Consider the following 16,001-nt stretch of genomic DNA (forward strand, 5'->3'; position numbering starts at 1 on the left):
CAAATAAATGCAGTAGTTTGTTGATAGTCAATGAAAACGTATTATCCACCAGATTAATAGTAAAAGTACTCTATTTAAAAATTTTTGGAACTCGGAGGGCTCTTATCGATGTTCTGAAATAAAATGGTCTGAAATAAAATAGAGGGCTCATTGCCTGATGAAGTATGGATGGACATATCACAACGATCTAAACAGCATAGATATGGACAGTTTTTTTGGCTCTGGTGAGGATCTCACGATGTTACAGATGGGATCGCGCGCGTTTATTATGTTTATTATAGCGCTTTTTCTGGTTCGACTAGGAGGAATTCGAATTCTCGGCCGAAAGTCGGGTGTGGATTTCGTAATCATTATTATGCTAGGTGCAGTGTTGGCTAGAGGGATAGTTGGCGCCTCGCCGTTCCTGTCAACGGTGTTCGCTGGCTTTGTCATGATTATTTTCAATAAAATCCTGGCCCAGGTATCGGCCCGGCTTCCCTATTTGGGTAATATGGTAAAAGGTAAGCCGGCTGTTTTATACAAGAACGGTAAAATCCAATGGGATCAGATGGATCGACTGGGTGTAAGTCGCACAGATCTACTGACGAGCTTGCGGCTAGAAACAAACAGTAAGCACCTTGATGAAGTAGATATGGCTTTGATGGAGCCGAATGGCCGAATAAGCTTTACACTCAAGGAAAGAAAATAAATATTTAACAGATAACTCTTCCTGTGTAAAAACATATTGTGACGTCGAAAGGGATCACTTGAATCAAAGCCTATTGACACTTCACATAGCTAACCTGGGAAGGGGTAAAAAACATAAATAAAAGATAAGATTATGATAAAATATTTTTATTTGGTCATCGCATTTGCGGCAATAGCAATGTCTTGCGATAATAGGGCTAATAATAGCGAGGAAACTTTGATAGACACCGCAGTCAACCAAAATGGTCTACCGTTAGACAATATTCACCGAAGCCGCGGAAAAGATACGACAAAAAATGACGGGAGCGCAAAAGAAGGGGTGCCATTGGACAATCTGGATCGCGGTAAAAATACGGATTGACCCAGTTGTATCTTTGCGAACGATGGTGCAAAATTATTTACTTACAGAGCGATAATAGATCCAACCTGGTAACTGCTCCAATGGGTTTGGTATTTTCAGATCTATAAGAGTATTCAACCCTAGTTCTTGGGACAATTTTCCAAATGCATCTATGTCGTGAACGGGATAGAATATCGCGTGTTCATTGGGCATATCGACATTCCCTTGTAACCAGCGGTAGCCCTCGGCATGTAGATTGTCAATAAAGGTATCGGTAATAACCTCTAGGTAACGCATCATTTTGTTGATCCACATAAGTTCATCCTTCGCTCGCGTCGGATAGTGTTCATGTGTGAAATCGAGGATCAGTTGTTCGCCCTCCATGTCCCAGCCATCGCGAATCATTGCAAGCCCCATAGCCCTCACTTCTTCCTGATAAAAATCCTGCCCATAGCTCATTTTAATTTCGCCCGCAATAGGGCTGTCTTCTATTTTAGCACGTAGCGCCATTTGTCTATTAAGAAGTTCATGTATGTAGTCGAATGTCTGTTCCATGGTATGATAAGAATTAACGAAGGACATCGCCTTTATGGCTTTGTCCTTCGGAGTGAATAAATGAAATAAATATGCTTATTATTTTAATGTCGGTTTGAGCACTTTGTTCTTAACAGCTGGCGATGGCGCATTTGGTGTAATGTGCATATCACTTATCGAAGGATCTTAAGGCTGCATATTTTTAATTTGATCAAGATGTTTTTCAAATGCGGGAATTTTATCAGTAGCGAATTTCTTAAGGTCAGCATCTGTAATTGCTGTGCCTGTGCTCGCATCTTTGAAAAGTGAAATGGCATCCTGATGGCTCTTAACCATCAGATCGGTATAGATGCGGTCAAAACTTGCTGTGTCCGCATGATTGAGTTGGTCGATCATGGATTTATAATTTTGATCGTCACTCGTACTCAGCTGCCAATTTTTATTCTTTACAATGGTCGACAGTTCATTTCCTGCAGCAGTATGGTCGTCTGTAATCATCTGTGCATATTGTTTTATATTAGGGTTTTGTGATTTTGAGAGAGCAATGCTTGCTGTCTGCAGTTCGAAATTGTTGCTGGCCGTGGCTTTGCTGGCAAAGTCCAAGTCTCCAGGCTGTGGCTGAGCGGGTTTGCTGTCTTGCGCCTGAACAGTTAAAATGCAAGCAAAAATCACTAGCAGCGTTCCCAAAGTTTTTAAAAAGGTTTTCATAATGCTATTGTTTAATTGTTAACGATGTATGCTATTTCGGTTGTCATTTCCTTGTTTGTCCATAACTAATGATAGTAGAAGATGCTAAAATGGATAAGACGATACCGATGATATAAACATAGACTCCTTTATGTGTGTGTTTTAAATAGTGAACAGTGGTCGAGAAGCTAGGGTTTGGAACTGTTATATTTTACGTATTTAAATCGAAAACGGTGTTGTTTACGTAAATGCATCGTACAAATTCGTATTATACCATGATTAAAGCTTTTATGTCAATTTCGGAACATCAAAAATAAATTACTCAGCTAAACTAAAAACAGGCAGCTATGAAACAGTTGTTTTTTGGCTGGGTATCTCCGGTTCTTCCTCGGCAATGCCTAGGTCTATTTCTTCATCCGTTTTAGAATCTTCCTGATCAATTTCCGGTTGTTGATACGGTGTGTTTTCCGGTAGATCTTCTTCATGCTCGTCCGGAATATCGTTCGGAAGATTTTCGGGACCTGATTGTGATACGATCGTTGAACCGAGAATGGCCATACCTCGATGGGCATCCTGAGTTGTGCAATTTTTATTCATACTACATTTAATTTATAATCATTTGTTGGTGAACCACCGCTGTTGCTTGATCGTTAACTGTGTTAGTAAGCAATTTAGCATGATTTGTACGTTAATTGTAGCGTGGTTCTTCTTTTGGGGCCTTGTGTCGGAAAAACGTGTTTTTACTGGAGATATGTGGTAAATGCTTGATTTGGAAGTATCAGCGTGATTTGCTGAACGAAAAAAGTTTGAGATCTGTTTATTTGACGAACAGCTCTTCGGAGCATAAAACTTATTATTATGGCAACAACATCAGCAGACAAAAGCAAAACAAGCACAAAATCAGGTAGCACATCAACTTCAGCATCTGCTTCGGAAGGAAGAAAGCTACGTGCCGAGGCAGGTGCAGCAAAAGATTTAGCGGAATTATTTGAAGATGGTCTAAAAGATATTTACTGGGCTGAGAAAGCGCTGACAAAGGCACTTCCTAAGATGGAAAAAAATGCAAGTTCAAAACAATTGAAATCTGCTATTTCTAAACATTTGGCGGAAACAGAAACGCATGTGGGGCGCCTCGAACAATGTTTTGAGTTTATAGGAGTGAAAGCAAAAGCTGAAAAATGCGAAGCGATGGCGGGCTTGGTTGAAGAAGCAGAAAGCCTTATGAAAGAAACAGAAGTCGGGTCTGTTCGGGATGCCGCTATTATTGCTGCGGCTCAAAAGGTGGAACATTATGAAATTGCTACTTATGGCACACTGGCGGCTTTTGCAAAAGTGCTGGAACATAAGGATGCTTTGAAATTGCTACTTGAAACACTGGATGAGGAAAAGAAATGTGACGAAGATCTAAGTGCGCTGGCCGATACAAATCTTAATTCGAAAGCTAAATAGGTAGCTGTCTATAACACGATTGTGAAAACCGAAGAAAATGATCAGTAAGTGTGTTGCTAAAAGCACCTATGTAAAGAAAGTATAAAAGGCTCAATCCAATTTTGCTGGGACTTTTCCAAAAAATGAGCTATGAAATACTCTAATATGGGAAGCACGGCTTTACAATTTATAATAATCCCCATTACGGGGATTTATTTTTTTATCATTAATAATTTGAAATGCTAATCCGTCTTGTCTGTTCTGTTACCGTCTGTGGCGGCGTGTCTTTCTTTTCGAGCCTTCATTTTAAAAGCGTGATTTTCCTTTGCGGCATCAATTGAATGTGTGCAGGTAAGGTCACCTTCCTGAAGCGCCAATTTAGCGACGTGGGCATAAAATTTTGCAAGCTGATCAAGTTCTTCTTCACTGAGATCTTCCAAATTAACCATTCTATTGCTAGTGCCCTCGTGAGAGGCAATCAATTCATTGAGCTTGAGGTGGATTGCCTTTGAATCCTTATTCTGCGATTTTTGAATAAGAAATACCATTAGAAAAGTAACAATGGTCGTACCTGTATTGATGACCAGTTGCCAGGTTTCAGCGTAGTTAAATATGGGACCACTCACTGCCCGATAACTGTAGATGTTGCAATAATAAATGCCGCTGAACTACCAGTTGCGTGTGTCGCCCAGTTTGAGAACCGTTCAAATAAGTTTTTTCTCTTTTTCATTGCTAAACTTTAAGTTTCTATAGAGACCCCACTGAAACTGAATTTGTTTGCATTTATTAGCTTTATCTTAAAAGATCCGTTCTTCAAAGGTTTTTCTGCTCCATAGCTAAGAATAGCCTACCTGCTTTGTTGCTACTGCCGTATTTGAGCTTTGTACTGACTAGGTGTGACTCCTTTAATTGACTTGAAAATTTTATTAAAGTTTGAAAGGCTATTGAAACCACAGGCATAAGCAATGTGCGTGATTTGATGTTTATTTTCAACGATCAATCTACAGGATTCACTAATGCGCACCTCATTGACAAACTGGACGAAGGTTTTCTGCGTACGGGATTTGAAGTAACGGCAAAAGGAATGTTTCGACATATTAGATAGCTGCGCAACTTGATCCAATTGAATTTCTCTAGTATAGTTGTTAAATACGAATTTAAAGATGCTGTCAATTTTACTATTGTCAATAGGACTATAGTTGTGGGTGTATCCCGCGCTGGAGAGGTAATCAAATTCATCTGTGGATAACATCAATTCGATAATCTCCAATAACAAAATGGTTTTCTCAAAGCCATAATCCAGCTGTACGATCTTTTTTAGCTTTACCTTCAGTTGTTCCTTTGTTGCGCCACGGAATAGGAGACCACGTTTTGAGGCCGAAAAGAATGCTTCGATTTTATGTGTCTGAAAGAAATGCCCTAAAACTTTAATCATTAATTTAGGTTCTATATACAAGGCCAAAGAGCGGGATGTCTTTGTCTCCGCAATAGCAGAGCCCGGGCAATTTATATAGTTATTGTGCCAAACATGTGGCAGATCGGGCCCTACAAAAGTGAGTTCATCAGAAACAAAGTTACTCACATTATCTCCAATGATCCGTTTTCCCTCACTTTCCACAATATAGGTCATCTGACAGGCGCTATGAAAGTGAAATTCGGTGGAGAAGAATGGTCGCTGCACATCTTTGGTCGCAAAAGCCGTAATAGCTGCACCTTCCAGAATTTTTGCAAAAACAGGTTTCATGCGTTTGGTTATTTTAATTAAGAGCAAGTAATATAGCTTATTTTGCCCTAAAAAGAGGTAAGCAGAGGTAAAAATGTTAATATAGTGGGAGAATTAAGCAATCTAGCAGTAGTCACAGAACTGTTAAGCGCGTAATTTCGTATAAAATAACGCGTAGAGCTTATGAATCCTAAATTATATCCTTATAGCATGATGATCGTCTTTGTCGTACTCTGTGCGACAGCCTTTCGGTCTACAGAAAGAAGCCGCCCTATGGCTCGCTATGCATCTATAACAGGATTAAAAGCAGAGAAAGTAGCTTATTATAAGAAGCTTCATGCTAAGGTTTGGCCCACGGTACTTCGAAAGATCAAGGCATGTCATATCCGCAATTATTCTATTTTTTTGAAGGAAATAGACGGTAAATTTTTTCTTTTTAGCTATTTCGAATATGTAGGACAAAATTTCAAGCTTGATATGCAGAAGATGGCGTCCGATCCAGAGACACAGCGTTGGTGGAAAGAAACAGATCCTTGTCAGCAACCCCTGTCCGATGCACAGGAGAAAGGGGAGATATGGTCTGGTATGGCGGAAGTATTCCATACGGAATAAAGAAAGAAAAAGAATGAATGCTGTAATAACCAACATTATATAACCATGAGAAAGAAATTATTATTTAGTTTGACACTTGCTGTATTGGGAACAAATCTCTGTGCGCAGACAAAGACTATTGTACCTGTTCCATCGATACACCCCAATGCTTATCAGCGGGAGCAAATTGACCGAAAATATGGTATGTTCGTTCATTTTGGCATGAATACATTTCATGACCAGGAGTGGACAGACGGATCTAAACCTGCTAGCTCGTATGCGCCATCGGCTATTGAGGTTAAACAGTGGGTTTCAACGGCAAAGGAAGCTGGGATGAAGTACATGATTTTGGTTACGAAACATCATGAAGGTTTTTGTTTATGGGATAGTAAGTATACGGACTACGATGTGGCGAGTTCTTCAAACGCGACAAATGTTGTGCAGGAGCTGGCTAAAGAATGCGCCAAACAGGGGATGCGCCTTGGTTTGTATTATTCTTTATGGGACCGAAAGCAGAACCCCAATGTAAAAGACATGTCTGCAGATGCAGCATATAATCAATATATGTTGAACCAGCTTAGTGAGTTGGTTGATATGACCAAAAAGTATACAGATATCGTTGAGCTTTGGCTGGACGGTGGCTGGGAAAAAGAGAGCTATCGATGGCCCACGCAGGCGATTTACAATTTGATCAAGAAAAAGATGCCCGGATGTCAAATTGGTATAAACTGGAGTATAGGATCACCTGAGAACACAGACAAACACATTGTTTTGCCGAAAGATCAGCAGAATTATTATCCTATACGTTACTTTCCAAGTGACTTTAGGCTAGGCGATCCCTATCTTCCGATCAATCCTGATCCTAAGCTTTTTATGGCCAACGGGAATACTTACTACATGCCTTTTGAGACAACAGTGGTACTTGGAGAACGCTGGTTTTATAATACTACAGACAAGAAGTATAAGTCTTTGGAAGAGCTTGCGGGGATTTATCAGACCGCAACCGCACAAGACAATATCCTGATCTTAAACGTTGGTCCCAATCGGATGGGACGCATAAAGGATTCGGATGTTGACATTTTGCGCAAATTAAAGGATAAGTTAAAGTTGTAATTCAAAATAGATTAACCTAAACACTAAAAACAAGTACGTTAAGATTTTATGATAAAGACGTTTGATATTCAGGATCGGAGATTTCCTTTGGCTACAGGTGCGGGCAGTGATGCGATTCACAAGGATCCGATCTATTCTTATGCTGTGACTCGATTGGCAGATGATAAGGGGCGCGTAGGCACAGGTCTGGCTTTTACACTGGGAGCAGGAAATGAGCTGGTCTGTCGTGCTGCAGCTTTCTATGCCGAACGATTGAAAGGGATTCCAATTGAAGATCTTATGGCAAATTTTGGTCAATTGTTTAATAAGTTGAGCAACGAACAGCAATTTCGTTGGTTGGGTCCCCATAAAGGTATCGTTCATCTGGCCCTAGGTTCGGTAACAAATGCCTGTTTTGACCTCTGGGCTAAAACGAGAGGAGTTCCACTTTGGAAGCTGTTAACCGACCTCAGTGCTGAAGAGATTGTCAATACGTTGGATCTTTCCTATTTGGAAGATGAGTTTACAAAGGGTGAAGCCATCAGCCTGTTGGAGTCGACTATCTCAACTGGTCATAAAAGAATGGACATTATTGAAAAGGGCTATGCGGGCTACGATACATCAGTAGGCTGGTTTAACTATTCTGATGAAAAAGTACGGGAGAATTGTAAACGTGCTTTAGATAACGGTTTCTCCGCAATGAAACTCAAAGTAGGTAGTGAAGATACATTACGGGATATTCGTCGTGCGCATATTGTACGGGAGGTTGCGGGTGATGAAGCTAAAGTAATGCTCGATGCGAATCAGCAATGGACGCTACCTCAGGCGCTATCCATCTGTCAAGAGCTTAAGGAGATGAATCCTTTTTGGGTAGAGGAGCCGACACATCCTGACGACATTGTTGGACATAAACGCTTAGCCGAGCACATTGCGCCGATAAAAGTTGCCATGGGTGAGCATGTGCCGAACCGTATCTTGTTTAAAAATTACCTTCAAATGGGTGCGGCGGGATTTGTACAGGTGGATGCTGTTCGGGTCGGCGGCGTGAGCGAGTTTATTTCAGTGAGTCTACTTTGTCGAAAATACAATATTCCTGTTGTACCGCATGTCGGTGATATGGGGCAGCTTCATCAGCATCTTGTTTTGTTTAACCATATAAGCCTTGGGCATGAGGCTTTGTTTTTGGAGCATATTCCACACCTAAAGTCTCATTTTGTACATCCTGTGTCTATAGCGAATGGCGTGTACCGTACCCCAATGGATGTGGGAAGCAGTTGTGATTTGTTATAAGTTGACGTTATGTTAGGAAATTTAGATTTAGGTATCGCCATCTTTTATATTGTGTTGATTTTGGTTGTCGGCATATTGGCTGGATCAGGGCGATTTAAGAAAGTGAAGGAAATAAGCGCTGAAGGATATTTTTTGGCTGGAAAGACACTTCGGTGGCCAGCCATTGGGTTGGCGCTTTTTGCAACTAATATTTCAACGGTACATCTGGTTAGTTTGGCACAGAGCGGATTTGATACAGGCTTGCTTAACGGCAACTTTGAATGGATGGCTGCCTTTACTTTAATCTTACTGGCGCTTTTTTTTGTGCCATTTTACCTCAAATCGGGTGTTACAACTTTGCCTGACTTTCTGGAACGGCGTTATGATCGTTCCAGCAGAGATTGGCTCACGTTTATATCCATACTATCGGCCATTGTTATTCATATCGCTTTTTCGATGTTGGCCGGAGGGATTGTGCTACGAACACTTTTTGGATTTAATATGTATTTGAGTATTACGGTAATCTGTGTGATAACTGGAATATATACGATATTGGGTGGGCTGCGCGCTGTTGTGGTGACGGAATCTATCCAGACAATTGTGTTGCTTGCAGGAGCTTTTATTATCAGTTTTGCAGCTTTTGACAAGATGGGCGGTTGGATGCCGATGAAAGCTGTTCTGGCGCAGGATAATGCCCTTGATCGTCTTTCTATGCTCCGTGGTAGCAACGATGGAAGTGGAATGCCTTGGTATGCCGTATTGTTTGGCTATCCGATTTTAGGCATCTGGTACTGGTGTGCCGATCAGACCATTGTTCAGCGCCTTTTAGGAGCCAAGGACGAAAACCATGGACGTGTGGGTGCCCTTTTTTGTGGTTTTCTGAAAATTTTGCCTGTATTTATTTTTGTGCTTCCGGGGCTATTTGCGTATACGCTGTTTAAAACAGGTCAATTGGATTTAAGCAGTCTTGGCGTAGACCATCAAGGGCAGGTCAATTCAAAAGGTATCTATACACTCATGATTACGCAACTTTTGCCTTCGGGATTGATTGGTGTGTTGGTAGCGGCGCTCTTATCGGGTTTAATGAGTCAGATATCGGGTGCACTAAATTCGATATCGACCATGGTGAGTTACGATATCTTTAAACAGCGACGTCCTGCTGCTTCCGATGGACAGCTTATTCGTATCGGGAAAATTGCCGCAGTTATTGCCATGGGATTTTCCCTGGCTCTTTTACCACTATTGGATCGCTATGAGAGTATTTTTTATGGCATAAATGATGTGATTGCTCATATTGCACCACCAATAACCTGCGTGTTTCTTTTAGGTGTTTTTTGGAAAGGAGCATCAGCAACAGCTGCAAAACTTACCCTGTGGATAGGTTCTGTTTTGGGGGTTGCCGTATTTTTGCTGAATAAGCTGCTACCTGACTCGTGGGTAGGGCAGACACCATTTATGATGATGGCTTTCTATCTGTTTTTGATCTGTATGTTACTTCAGGTTTTGTTATCGTATAAGTATCCCGTGCAGCATACTGCACAAAGTCGGGATTTGTACTGGAAGAACCCCGTGGATCCACTTCGGGGAAAAGCCTGGTCGGGTATCGGGAATTACCGTATTTTGTCTGCATTGCTGTTCGCTATTGTCGTGATTTTATATGTAATTTTCAACTAATTTTTAATTTGTTCCGATTCTTTGGAACTTGATGCTAAATACAAGAATAATAAAAACGTGAAAACCTTAGAAGATAAAATAATATTGATTACAGGAGGAACTGCTGGAATCGGTTTGGAATGTGTAAAAGCCTATGTCAGAGCAGGGGCAAAGGTTGCTTTTATTGGTCTCGATCAAGGATCGGTAGATGCTACAGCTGAACTGATCGGTGCGCCACATATCGGTATCTGTGCGGATGTTACGCAAGCCCGCGAAGTTGACCTGGCCATCCAAAAGACTGTTGCTGTTTTTGGGCGGCTGGATGCAATCCATAACAATGCTGGTCTGGCAAGCCCAGCAAAGCCTTTGCATGAAACTACGGATGATGAATGGACAAGGTTGCTGGAAACCAACATGAAAAGTGTTCTTCTGACTACACGGTATGGCTACCCTCGTTTAAAGGAATCTGCTGGTTGTATTCTAAATACGAGCAGTTTAGTGGGGGATATTGGCCAGGAGAACCACGCGGCATATGCCGCCACAAAGGGTGCTATCAACGCCTTGACAAAATCTATGGCCATAGACTATGCGTCTGTCGGTATTCGTGTCAATTCGGTTATGCCTGCAGCTGTTATGACACCCATGCTCAACAAATGGACACTGGAGCAAGCGCATCCAACACAGGTTTTTGACTTTTTGAAGGATATTCATTTGCTGGGATACTGTCCTGAGGGCGATGTCATTGCTGATGCCTGTGTGTTTCTGCTGTCAAACCAAGCACGCTTTATCACAGGGGTAAATCTACCTGTAAGTGGTGGTGCTGAATTGGGGTATCGCAGAAATGTATGACAGATTTTTTTATATTAGCTACAATTAGCTTGCATTTGAAATGCAATTTTTCTAAGTTTGGCGCGCAGTCATAGACTGTTTATAAATAATATATCAATCATGAGCCAGAAATTTATATATAATACACGTTATCCTTCTGTTGAAGATCTAAAGATTAAAGCGAAGAAAAGGATTCCCCGATTTGCATTTGATTATCTGACCGGAGGTGCAAATGAAGAATTGAACCTTGCCAGAAATGAGAATGATTTTGATAATATTCTGTTGAAGCCGCAATATCTGCTTGCGAGCGAAGAAATAGACCTATCTGTAGAATTATTCGGTCGTCGTTACAGTGCACCTTTTGGTGTTTCACCTATCGGACTTCAGGGATTGATGTGGCCGAATGCGCCGGAAATTCTTGCGAAAGCGGCAGCAAAAAATGATATTCCCTATATTTTGAGTACAGTATCAACAAGTAGTATTGAACGTATTGCCGAGGTATCTGATGGGAAAGCCTGGTTTCAGCTCTATCATCCTACGGAAAACAGGTTGCGCGATGATATTATTAAACGTCTGGAGGCTGTTGAATGTCCGGTATTGGTAGTTCTGGTGGATGTGCCTGCTTTTGGACTTCGTTATCGTGAAATAAAAAGCGGATTGTCTATGCCGCCTAAAATGAGTATCGCCAATATTTTACAAACCTTTGCCTGTCCAACTTGGGGGATAGAAACATTAAGGCATGGAATTCCTTCTTTTGCAACATTGAAGCCTTACATGGAAAAGGGACTTGATTTAGCGCAGCTGGGACAGTTTATGAACAGAACCTTTACGGGTAAAGTTGATGTTGAGAAAATTAAAGCTATTCGGGATCTTTGGAAAGGGCCCCTGGTGCTTAAAGGGATTGCCACCGATGAAGATATGCAGGCTGCTATCGCATTGGGCGTTGATGGAGTCATTGTGTCAAATCATGGTGGACGACAGCTCGATGCAAGTGAATCTTCGATCAATTCATTGATCCACTTAGCGAGCAACCCAGACTATAAAAAGAAGATAAAAATCATGTTAGATGGTGGTATTCGATCAGGGGTTGACCTCGCGCGGGCACATGCAGTTGGATCGGATTTCAATTTTATGGGAAGACCATTTATGTATGGGGTTGGCGCATTGGGCAATGAAGGTGGGGAACATACAATCAATATGTTTAAGACGCATTTGTTTCAGGTTATGAAGCAATTGAGTCTTTCAAAGATTGAAGATTTTCCAAAACGTCTGCAGGCTGTCCTGTAACTGCAGCAGTAGGTCGAGTTTCCGATCCAGCCTTGGGCTGGCAATAAGACCTACGATAAAAAGAAGAAGATGTCTCTTATGTTTGTATTAAGCAAATGTAGGAGACATTTTTTTTACGTTATAGTTCGCATGAAAGGTCGTCGGCTTTTACCTTTTCTCCTTTAGTTCTTAGATGCAACAGATGGTAATCAAATTCCACTTTTAAACAGTACTTGTTCAGTGCTCGTTCAGTGCTTGTTCAGTGCTTGCTCAGTGAAGACTGAATAAACAGTGACTAATTACTGTCTAAGTATTGATTGAAAACTGTTTTTAGCTATAATTTGGTATGCGTATTTTTCCGTATTAATGTTTATCTTTATTATCTATAACATAATCAAGTAATTATGGCAATAATCAAAAATGGTGTAAATGGAACTGTTTCCGGGAAAGCAGGTTCTGTTGTGTTTGTGTCGACTAAAACAGGAAATTATGTACGATCTCTCCCTAGCGTTAAAAAACGGGAGCCCACTCCTAAGCAACTGCTGAGTAGAAAACGCTTCAAAATTGTGAGGTCACATATTAGCCAATTAAAACCGATCATCAATATGGGGTATAAGGTGTACAGCTATCCTAAACGGGCATACGATATAGCGATGTCTTATAATCTGAATAAAGCACTTATCCAGGAAGAAGACGGTTTTGTCGTTGATTGGTCGAAATTTATGATTGCCAAAGGAAGCCCCAATCCCATTACTTCCTACACAATGGATTTCGATCAAGAAAACCAAGTGCTTCAGGTCACCTGGGAATATGATGCTTATCTGGAGGAAAAGTTTGACACGGGATCTTACGATTCGTTCTTAATCCTGTATAATGCAGCGGATCATGGGGGCGGGTATCCACTTGTGATGAACGATTTGAAAAGCAGCTTAATGTCTGGCAAACAAAATGTTGAAATTCCAAAAAATAGAAAGGAAGTGACCTATGAGGTGTATATCTTTTTTATCGAAAGTTATGGTGGAGGTAATACAGACAGTCTGCACTTGGGTACGCTAAAGGTTTGACAATAAAAAATATGGATGACACGATCGTCTATTATAAAATTGCATAAAAAGGGGCAATTCATTTTTGACTGCCCCTTCCTTTTGTTTACTGTTGAAAATAGTTTACCAGTCGATATTTCTATTATCTGTTGATCCTACTTCCCATTGTTCGTTTACTTTACCGCTGTTGGCATCTTCTGGTCTGGCATATGCCGAACCAGCTGCAATACCTTGTTCAAGTTCGATTGTCGTTGTATTAATTTTGGGGGCGATGTACGCTAATTTCTTTTCCATAATAGCTATTTTTTACGTGCTGTTTTTCTTTGTTATACGCAGCAAGATTTAGTCTTTCCGATTATTGATCTATTTATTGATTATTGGCAAGGGATTTTCTTCTTTCCGGCACCTATACCCTTGATAATAGTACGTCCATCAACAAGTTGGGTTACTTTTACGGTGTTGCTTTGTGTTGCACTCCAAGGGAATGTGTTGAAGCTGTTGCCATTCACGAGTTTAAGTTCGTATAAAGGACCGCCGGATGTTTTACTACCAAACATGGTCACCTGGCCAGTTCTGCTAATCACAACCTTAACGAGAGGATTTGTACTGGTACCTTTCATGTTGTACACTTCGTCAATTCTTTTGCCCGTTTCGATATTGTTGCCAGCGTATTTGCTTCCGTCGAAAAATTGGATATTTTGTGTAGAGGCAACCGCATTTGATTGAAATTGAATTTCCTGTTTTGCTAATTTGACACCATTTACTTCCAGATTGAATGCATTGTCTAGTTCGGTAATGTCGAAAACAAAACCATAGTCTGCCGCTGGAGCGGTAAAGCTTCTGTCGATGGCTGTTCCATTGGCATAGAATTTACCGTCTTTCATAATACCCGTTTTACCACCCGATGTTGTTGCTGGATAGCTCCAGTTCAAGCCATTGCTGGTTACATCTTGTGTACAGGTTCTGAAGTTAAGTTTCAGATCGTATTTTTGTCCGGGGTTGATCTTAACATTTGGAATGGTGATGTTTGTTTTGGTTTCACCATCAAGAGTTAGACTGCCGAGCATCAATGTCCCGTTGCTGGTGGTGGGGTGAATCAATAATGATGGGTTACTGATGATAGTACGTAAGCCATTTCCTAAAGCCGGGAATTGCGTGGTCACACCAGCGTTGTTCAAGCCATTGTACGTTAATGTTTCATCTGAGAATTTCAAATTTGCACTACTGTGACTAGGTTTTAGTACTGCAGTCCCGATTTGAGTGATGGCCCCGGTCATACTTGGATCCATGGTCAATGTTGTGGTGATTTGGCTAAATCTGTGTTTTAACACAACATTTAAATTGTTTACACCATTTTTTAACGTTAATGTGCCTGTGTAATACATTAAGTCGCCACTTATATTGTTTAAGCTGGCTGTGGATAGTGTGTTTTGATTGTTAATATCCGGTAATGCTGTGGTGCTATTGATCGAATAGGCAATGAACGTATATGATTTTCCGGCGTCAAGAACGATACCTGCGGCAGTAGCTTCCTCACCATAGCTATAATCTTTTGCCGTTACGTAAGCTCCTTGGTTGTCATAGACAACAACTTTATACTTGACGTTTTTGTCCAATGGCTTCTCTTGTGTTTGGACAGCCGCTAGTTTGGGGTTGGATGAAGCAACGAGGCTTTTTGTAACCGCTGAACTGTTTGTTAGGACAACGTCAACTGAACCACCGTTTTCTAACGGTACAGTCATTTCCTGTACATCAGGTGCATTGCTTGATGAATGCGATGCGTTTGCAGATGCTTGCTTTTGAACAGCATTGTTGTCTGTTTCATTGTAAGCTTCTACGCCCGATAGATTGATTTTAACGACAGTTTCTCCTGTTAACGCGGTGTTTTCTCCGCTTTTGTTACATGAGTAGAGGCTAAGCGCGAAAGCGCTGCAGCCTAGCATGAACAGGTTTGTCAGTCGGCGATGGGGGATTAGATTCATGTTAATTGACATTTTGTTTTGTTATTGATTTTTGATTATTTGATTTCGTTGTTTATTTGTTTTGCAAAAAAAAAATCTTGCAGTTGTATGCCGATTTGTATTTAAAATGTGGTATACCATTGCTTTTTTTATTGCTTTTATTTTTTATCGATGCAATTATATAAATAGCATTTTACTTAATATACTGTATTTGTGTTATCTTGTATTTCTTGTAGAGAAATATCTACAATAGTGTTGTTTTGTATTTAAAATGCTGTTTAAACATGTTTTATGTGTTTTTCTGTTAATTATAATTCGTTTTATTTGAATAATAATTTACTTATAATTAATATATGTATCAGGTGATAGTGCAGTGTAGGGTTGTGCGGTTTTATGAGGCCTAAGGGGTAAAAAAAATGCTCGGTTGAAAGCGCCGGTCTCCTTATTTTATAGGAGGCAATGGAGATGACGCTAACCAATAGATTTCTTGGGTCAAGGGGAGATTTTGATTTATTTTTTTTAAATTTGCGTATTCATGAGGTTAATTGTTTTCATATTGATAGCATATATTATGGGACTTTCTTTTGTTCCCTGCAGTGATTCTAGCAATCGCTGTGAGCAGACTGCTATGGAAATACAATTAAACCAAACGCATAACCATAGTGATGATGCATCTGATGCCTGTTCTATTTTCTGCTATTGCAATTGTTGCAGTGGAAATATAACGGCTTATGCCTATCAATTCCCGCAAATAGATGGTGTCCCGGTATCAATTTATTTTGATAATCGTAATCCTTTACACAATACAGCGATTGTTTCCAGTTATTTTGGAAGCATCTGGCAGCCGCCGAAAGTTAATGCTTAATTTTTCGTAAAAATTCTAAAAACAAATCTGATAG

18 protein-coding genes are annotated in these 16,001 nt (G+C 40.5%); 11 read left to right on the forward strand and 7 right to left on the reverse strand.

All coding sequences use genetic code 11. The features are described 5' to 3' along the window. Window positions 1–202 precede the first annotated feature (202 nt). A complete protein-coding gene (locus L1283_RS21810) occupies window positions 203–688 on the forward strand; it encodes a DUF421 domain-containing protein (protein ID WP_286851039.1) in 486 nt (161 codons plus the stop codon). Between the two features lie 132 nt (window positions 689–820). After that, window positions 821–1,048, forward strand: coding sequence for a hypothetical protein (locus L1283_RS21815; RefSeq protein WP_157698448.1), 228 nt, complete (start codon window positions 821–823; stop codon window positions 1,046–1,048). 33 nt (window positions 1,049–1,081) lie between these two features. On the opposite strand, the gene L1283_RS21820 is transcribed toward L1283_RS21815, so the two are convergent. The 3 genes from L1283_RS21820 to L1283_RS21830 all read right to left on the reverse strand — a co-directional run bounded on the left by L1283_RS21820 (window position 1,082) and on the right by L1283_RS21830 (window position 2,845). Continuing rightward, entirely contained in the window at window positions 1,082–1,582 is a 501-nt protein-coding gene (locus tag L1283_RS21820) for a hypothetical protein (protein WP_075994784.1), read from the reverse strand. Window positions 1,583–1,747: 165 nt separating this feature from the next. Further along, window positions 1,748–2,269, reverse strand: coding sequence for a DUF4142 domain-containing protein (locus tag L1283_RS21825; protein WP_088161497.1), 522 nt, complete (start codon window positions 2,267–2,269; stop codon window positions 1,748–1,750). Window positions 2,270–2,593: 324 nt separating this feature from the next. Then, window positions 2,594–2,845 (reverse strand): hypothetical protein, encoded by a 252-nt coding sequence (locus L1283_RS21830; RefSeq protein WP_157626078.1) that lies wholly within the window; start codon window positions 2,843–2,845, stop codon window positions 2,594–2,596. A 261-nt stretch (window positions 2,846–3,106) separates the two neighbouring features. Here L1283_RS21830 and L1283_RS21835 point away from each other — a divergent pair, with 261 nt between their 5' ends. Beyond that, window positions 3,107–3,697 (forward strand): ferritin-like domain-containing protein, encoded by a 591-nt coding sequence (locus tag L1283_RS21835; protein WP_075992554.1) that lies wholly within the window; start codon window positions 3,107–3,109, stop codon window positions 3,695–3,697. 221 nt (window positions 3,698–3,918) lie between these two features. Here the strand turns inward: L1283_RS21835 and L1283_RS21840 are convergent, their stop codons facing one another. Beyond that, the gene (locus tag L1283_RS21840) at window positions 3,919–4,302 is read right to left on the reverse strand and encodes a low affinity iron permease family protein (RefSeq protein ID WP_232475777.1); all 384 of its coding nucleotides are present in this window, start codon (window positions 4,300–4,302) and stop codon (window positions 3,919–3,921) included. Window positions 4,303–4,538: 236 nt separating this feature from the next. Further along, window positions 4,539–5,420, reverse strand: coding sequence for an AraC family transcriptional regulator (locus L1283_RS21845; RefSeq protein WP_088161498.1), 882 nt, complete (start codon window positions 5,418–5,420; stop codon window positions 4,539–4,541). Window positions 5,421–5,582: 162 nt separating this feature from the next. Here L1283_RS21845 and L1283_RS21850 point away from each other — a divergent pair, with 162 nt between their 5' ends. The 7 genes from L1283_RS21850 (at window position 5,583) to L1283_RS21880 (ending at window position 13,162) form a co-directional block, all read left to right on the forward strand. Next, on the forward strand, window positions 5,583–6,011 hold the full coding sequence (locus tag L1283_RS21850; protein ID WP_232475778.1) for an L-rhamnose mutarotase: 429 nt from the start codon (window positions 5,583–5,585) through the stop codon (window positions 6,009–6,011). 45 nt (window positions 6,012–6,056) lie between these two features. After that, window positions 6,057–7,103, forward strand: a complete 1,047-nt coding sequence (locus L1283_RS21855) for an alpha-L-fucosidase (protein WP_088161499.1) — start codon at window positions 6,057–6,059, stop codon at window positions 7,101–7,103. Window positions 7,104–7,151: 48 nt separating this feature from the next. Further along, window positions 7,152–8,372 (forward strand): enolase C-terminal domain-like protein, encoded by a 1,221-nt coding sequence (locus tag L1283_RS21860; RefSeq protein WP_088161500.1) that lies wholly within the window; start codon window positions 7,152–7,154, stop codon window positions 8,370–8,372. 9 nt (window positions 8,373–8,381) lie between these two features. Beyond that, window positions 8,382–10,025: a sodium:solute symporter gene (locus L1283_RS21865; protein ID WP_286851044.1), complete on the forward strand. Its 1,644-nt coding sequence runs from the start codon at window positions 8,382–8,384 to the stop codon at window positions 10,023–10,025. Window positions 10,026–10,082: 57 nt separating this feature from the next. Next, window positions 10,083–10,853, forward strand: coding sequence for an SDR family NAD(P)-dependent oxidoreductase (locus L1283_RS21870; protein ID WP_248933768.1), 771 nt, complete (start codon window positions 10,083–10,085; stop codon window positions 10,851–10,853). A gap of 99 nt (window positions 10,854–10,952) precedes the next feature. Continuing rightward, complete coding sequence (locus tag L1283_RS21875) at window positions 10,953–12,119, forward strand: alpha-hydroxy acid oxidase (RefSeq protein WP_075992560.1); 1,167 nt, start codon at window positions 10,953–10,955, stop codon at window positions 12,117–12,119. Window positions 12,120–12,502: 383 nt separating this feature from the next. After that, window positions 12,503–13,162: a DUF6266 family protein gene (locus L1283_RS21880; RefSeq protein ID WP_075992561.1), complete on the forward strand. Its 660-nt coding sequence runs from the start codon at window positions 12,503–12,505 to the stop codon at window positions 13,160–13,162. A 102-nt stretch (window positions 13,163–13,264) separates the two neighbouring features. Here L1283_RS21880 and L1283_RS21885 read toward each other — a convergent pair whose 3' ends face one another. Beyond that, a complete protein-coding gene (locus tag L1283_RS21885) occupies window positions 13,265–13,435 on the reverse strand; it encodes a hypothetical protein (RefSeq protein WP_167512273.1) in 171 nt (56 codons plus the stop codon). An 80-nt stretch (window positions 13,436–13,515) separates the two neighbouring features. Next, complete coding sequence (locus L1283_RS21890) at window positions 13,516–15,123, reverse strand: fimbrillin family protein (protein WP_248933769.1); 1,608 nt, start codon at window positions 15,121–15,123, stop codon at window positions 13,516–13,518. A 514-nt stretch (window positions 15,124–15,637) separates the two neighbouring features. On the opposite strand from L1283_RS21890, the gene L1283_RS21895 reads away from it, so the two are divergent. After that, window positions 15,638–15,967, forward strand: coding sequence for a DUF6660 family protein (locus tag L1283_RS21895; RefSeq protein WP_145330541.1), 330 nt, complete (start codon window positions 15,638–15,640; stop codon window positions 15,965–15,967). The last annotated feature ends 34 nt before the right edge of the window (window positions 15,968–16,001 follow it).

This window comes from Sphingobacterium sp. HSC-15S19 (assembly GCF_050433745.1).
Taxonomy (GTDB): domain Bacteria; phylum Bacteroidota; class Bacteroidia; order Sphingobacteriales; family Sphingobacteriaceae; genus Sphingobacterium; species Sphingobacterium siyangense.

What these genes read in the sequence shown, in the direction of transcription:
- L1283_RS21890 (WP_248933769.1), bottom strand. Translation starts at nt 15,123, where the DNA reads ATGAATCTAATCCCCCATCGCCGACTGACAAACCTGTTCATGCTAGGC.
- L1283_RS21895 (WP_145330541.1), top strand. Translation starts at nt 15,638, where the DNA reads ATGAGGTTAATTGTTTTCATATTGATAGCATATATTATGGGACTTTCT.
- L1283_RS21835 (WP_075992554.1), top strand. Translation starts at nt 3,107, where the DNA reads ATGGCAACAACATCAGCAGACAAAAGCAAAACAAGCACAAAATCAGGT.
- L1283_RS21810 (WP_286851039.1), top strand. Translation starts at nt 203, where the DNA reads ATGGACAGTTTTTTTGGCTCTGGTGAGGATCTCACGATGTTACAGATG.
- L1283_RS21880 (WP_075992561.1), top strand. Translation starts at nt 12,503, where the DNA reads ATGGCAATAATCAAAAATGGTGTAAATGGAACTGTTTCCGGGAAAGCA.
- L1283_RS21830 (WP_157626078.1), bottom strand. Translation starts at nt 2,845, where the DNA reads ATGAATAAAAATTGCACAACTCAGGATGCCCATCGAGGTATGGCCATT.
- L1283_RS21825 (WP_088161497.1), bottom strand. Translation starts at nt 2,269, where the DNA reads ATGAAAACCTTTTTAAAAACTTTGGGAACGCTGCTAGTGATTTTTGCT.
- L1283_RS21855 (WP_088161499.1), top strand. Translation starts at nt 6,057, where the DNA reads ATGAGAAAGAAATTATTATTTAGTTTGACACTTGCTGTATTGGGAACA.
- L1283_RS21865 (WP_286851044.1), top strand. Translation starts at nt 8,382, where the DNA reads ATGTTAGGAAATTTAGATTTAGGTATCGCCATCTTTTATATTGTGTTG.
- L1283_RS21845 (WP_088161498.1), bottom strand. Translation starts at nt 5,420, where the DNA reads ATGAAACCTGTTTTTGCAAAAATTCTGGAAGGTGCAGCTATTACGGCT.
- L1283_RS21885 (WP_167512273.1), bottom strand. Translation starts at nt 13,435, where the DNA reads ATGGAAAAGAAATTAGCGTACATCGCCCCCAAAATTAATACAACGACA.
- L1283_RS21860 (WP_088161500.1), top strand. Translation starts at nt 7,152, where the DNA reads ATGATAAAGACGTTTGATATTCAGGATCGGAGATTTCCTTTGGCTACA.
- L1283_RS21815 (WP_157698448.1), top strand. Translation starts at nt 821, where the DNA reads ATGATAAAATATTTTTATTTGGTCATCGCATTTGCGGCAATAGCAATG.
- L1283_RS21820 (WP_075994784.1), bottom strand. Translation starts at nt 1,582, where the DNA reads ATGGAACAGACATTCGACTACATACATGAACTTCTTAATAGACAAATG.
- L1283_RS21850 (WP_232475778.1), top strand. Translation starts at nt 5,583, where the DNA reads ATGAATCCTAAATTATATCCTTATAGCATGATGATCGTCTTTGTCGTA.
- L1283_RS21875 (WP_075992560.1), top strand. Translation starts at nt 10,953, where the DNA reads ATGAGCCAGAAATTTATATATAATACACGTTATCCTTCTGTTGAAGAT.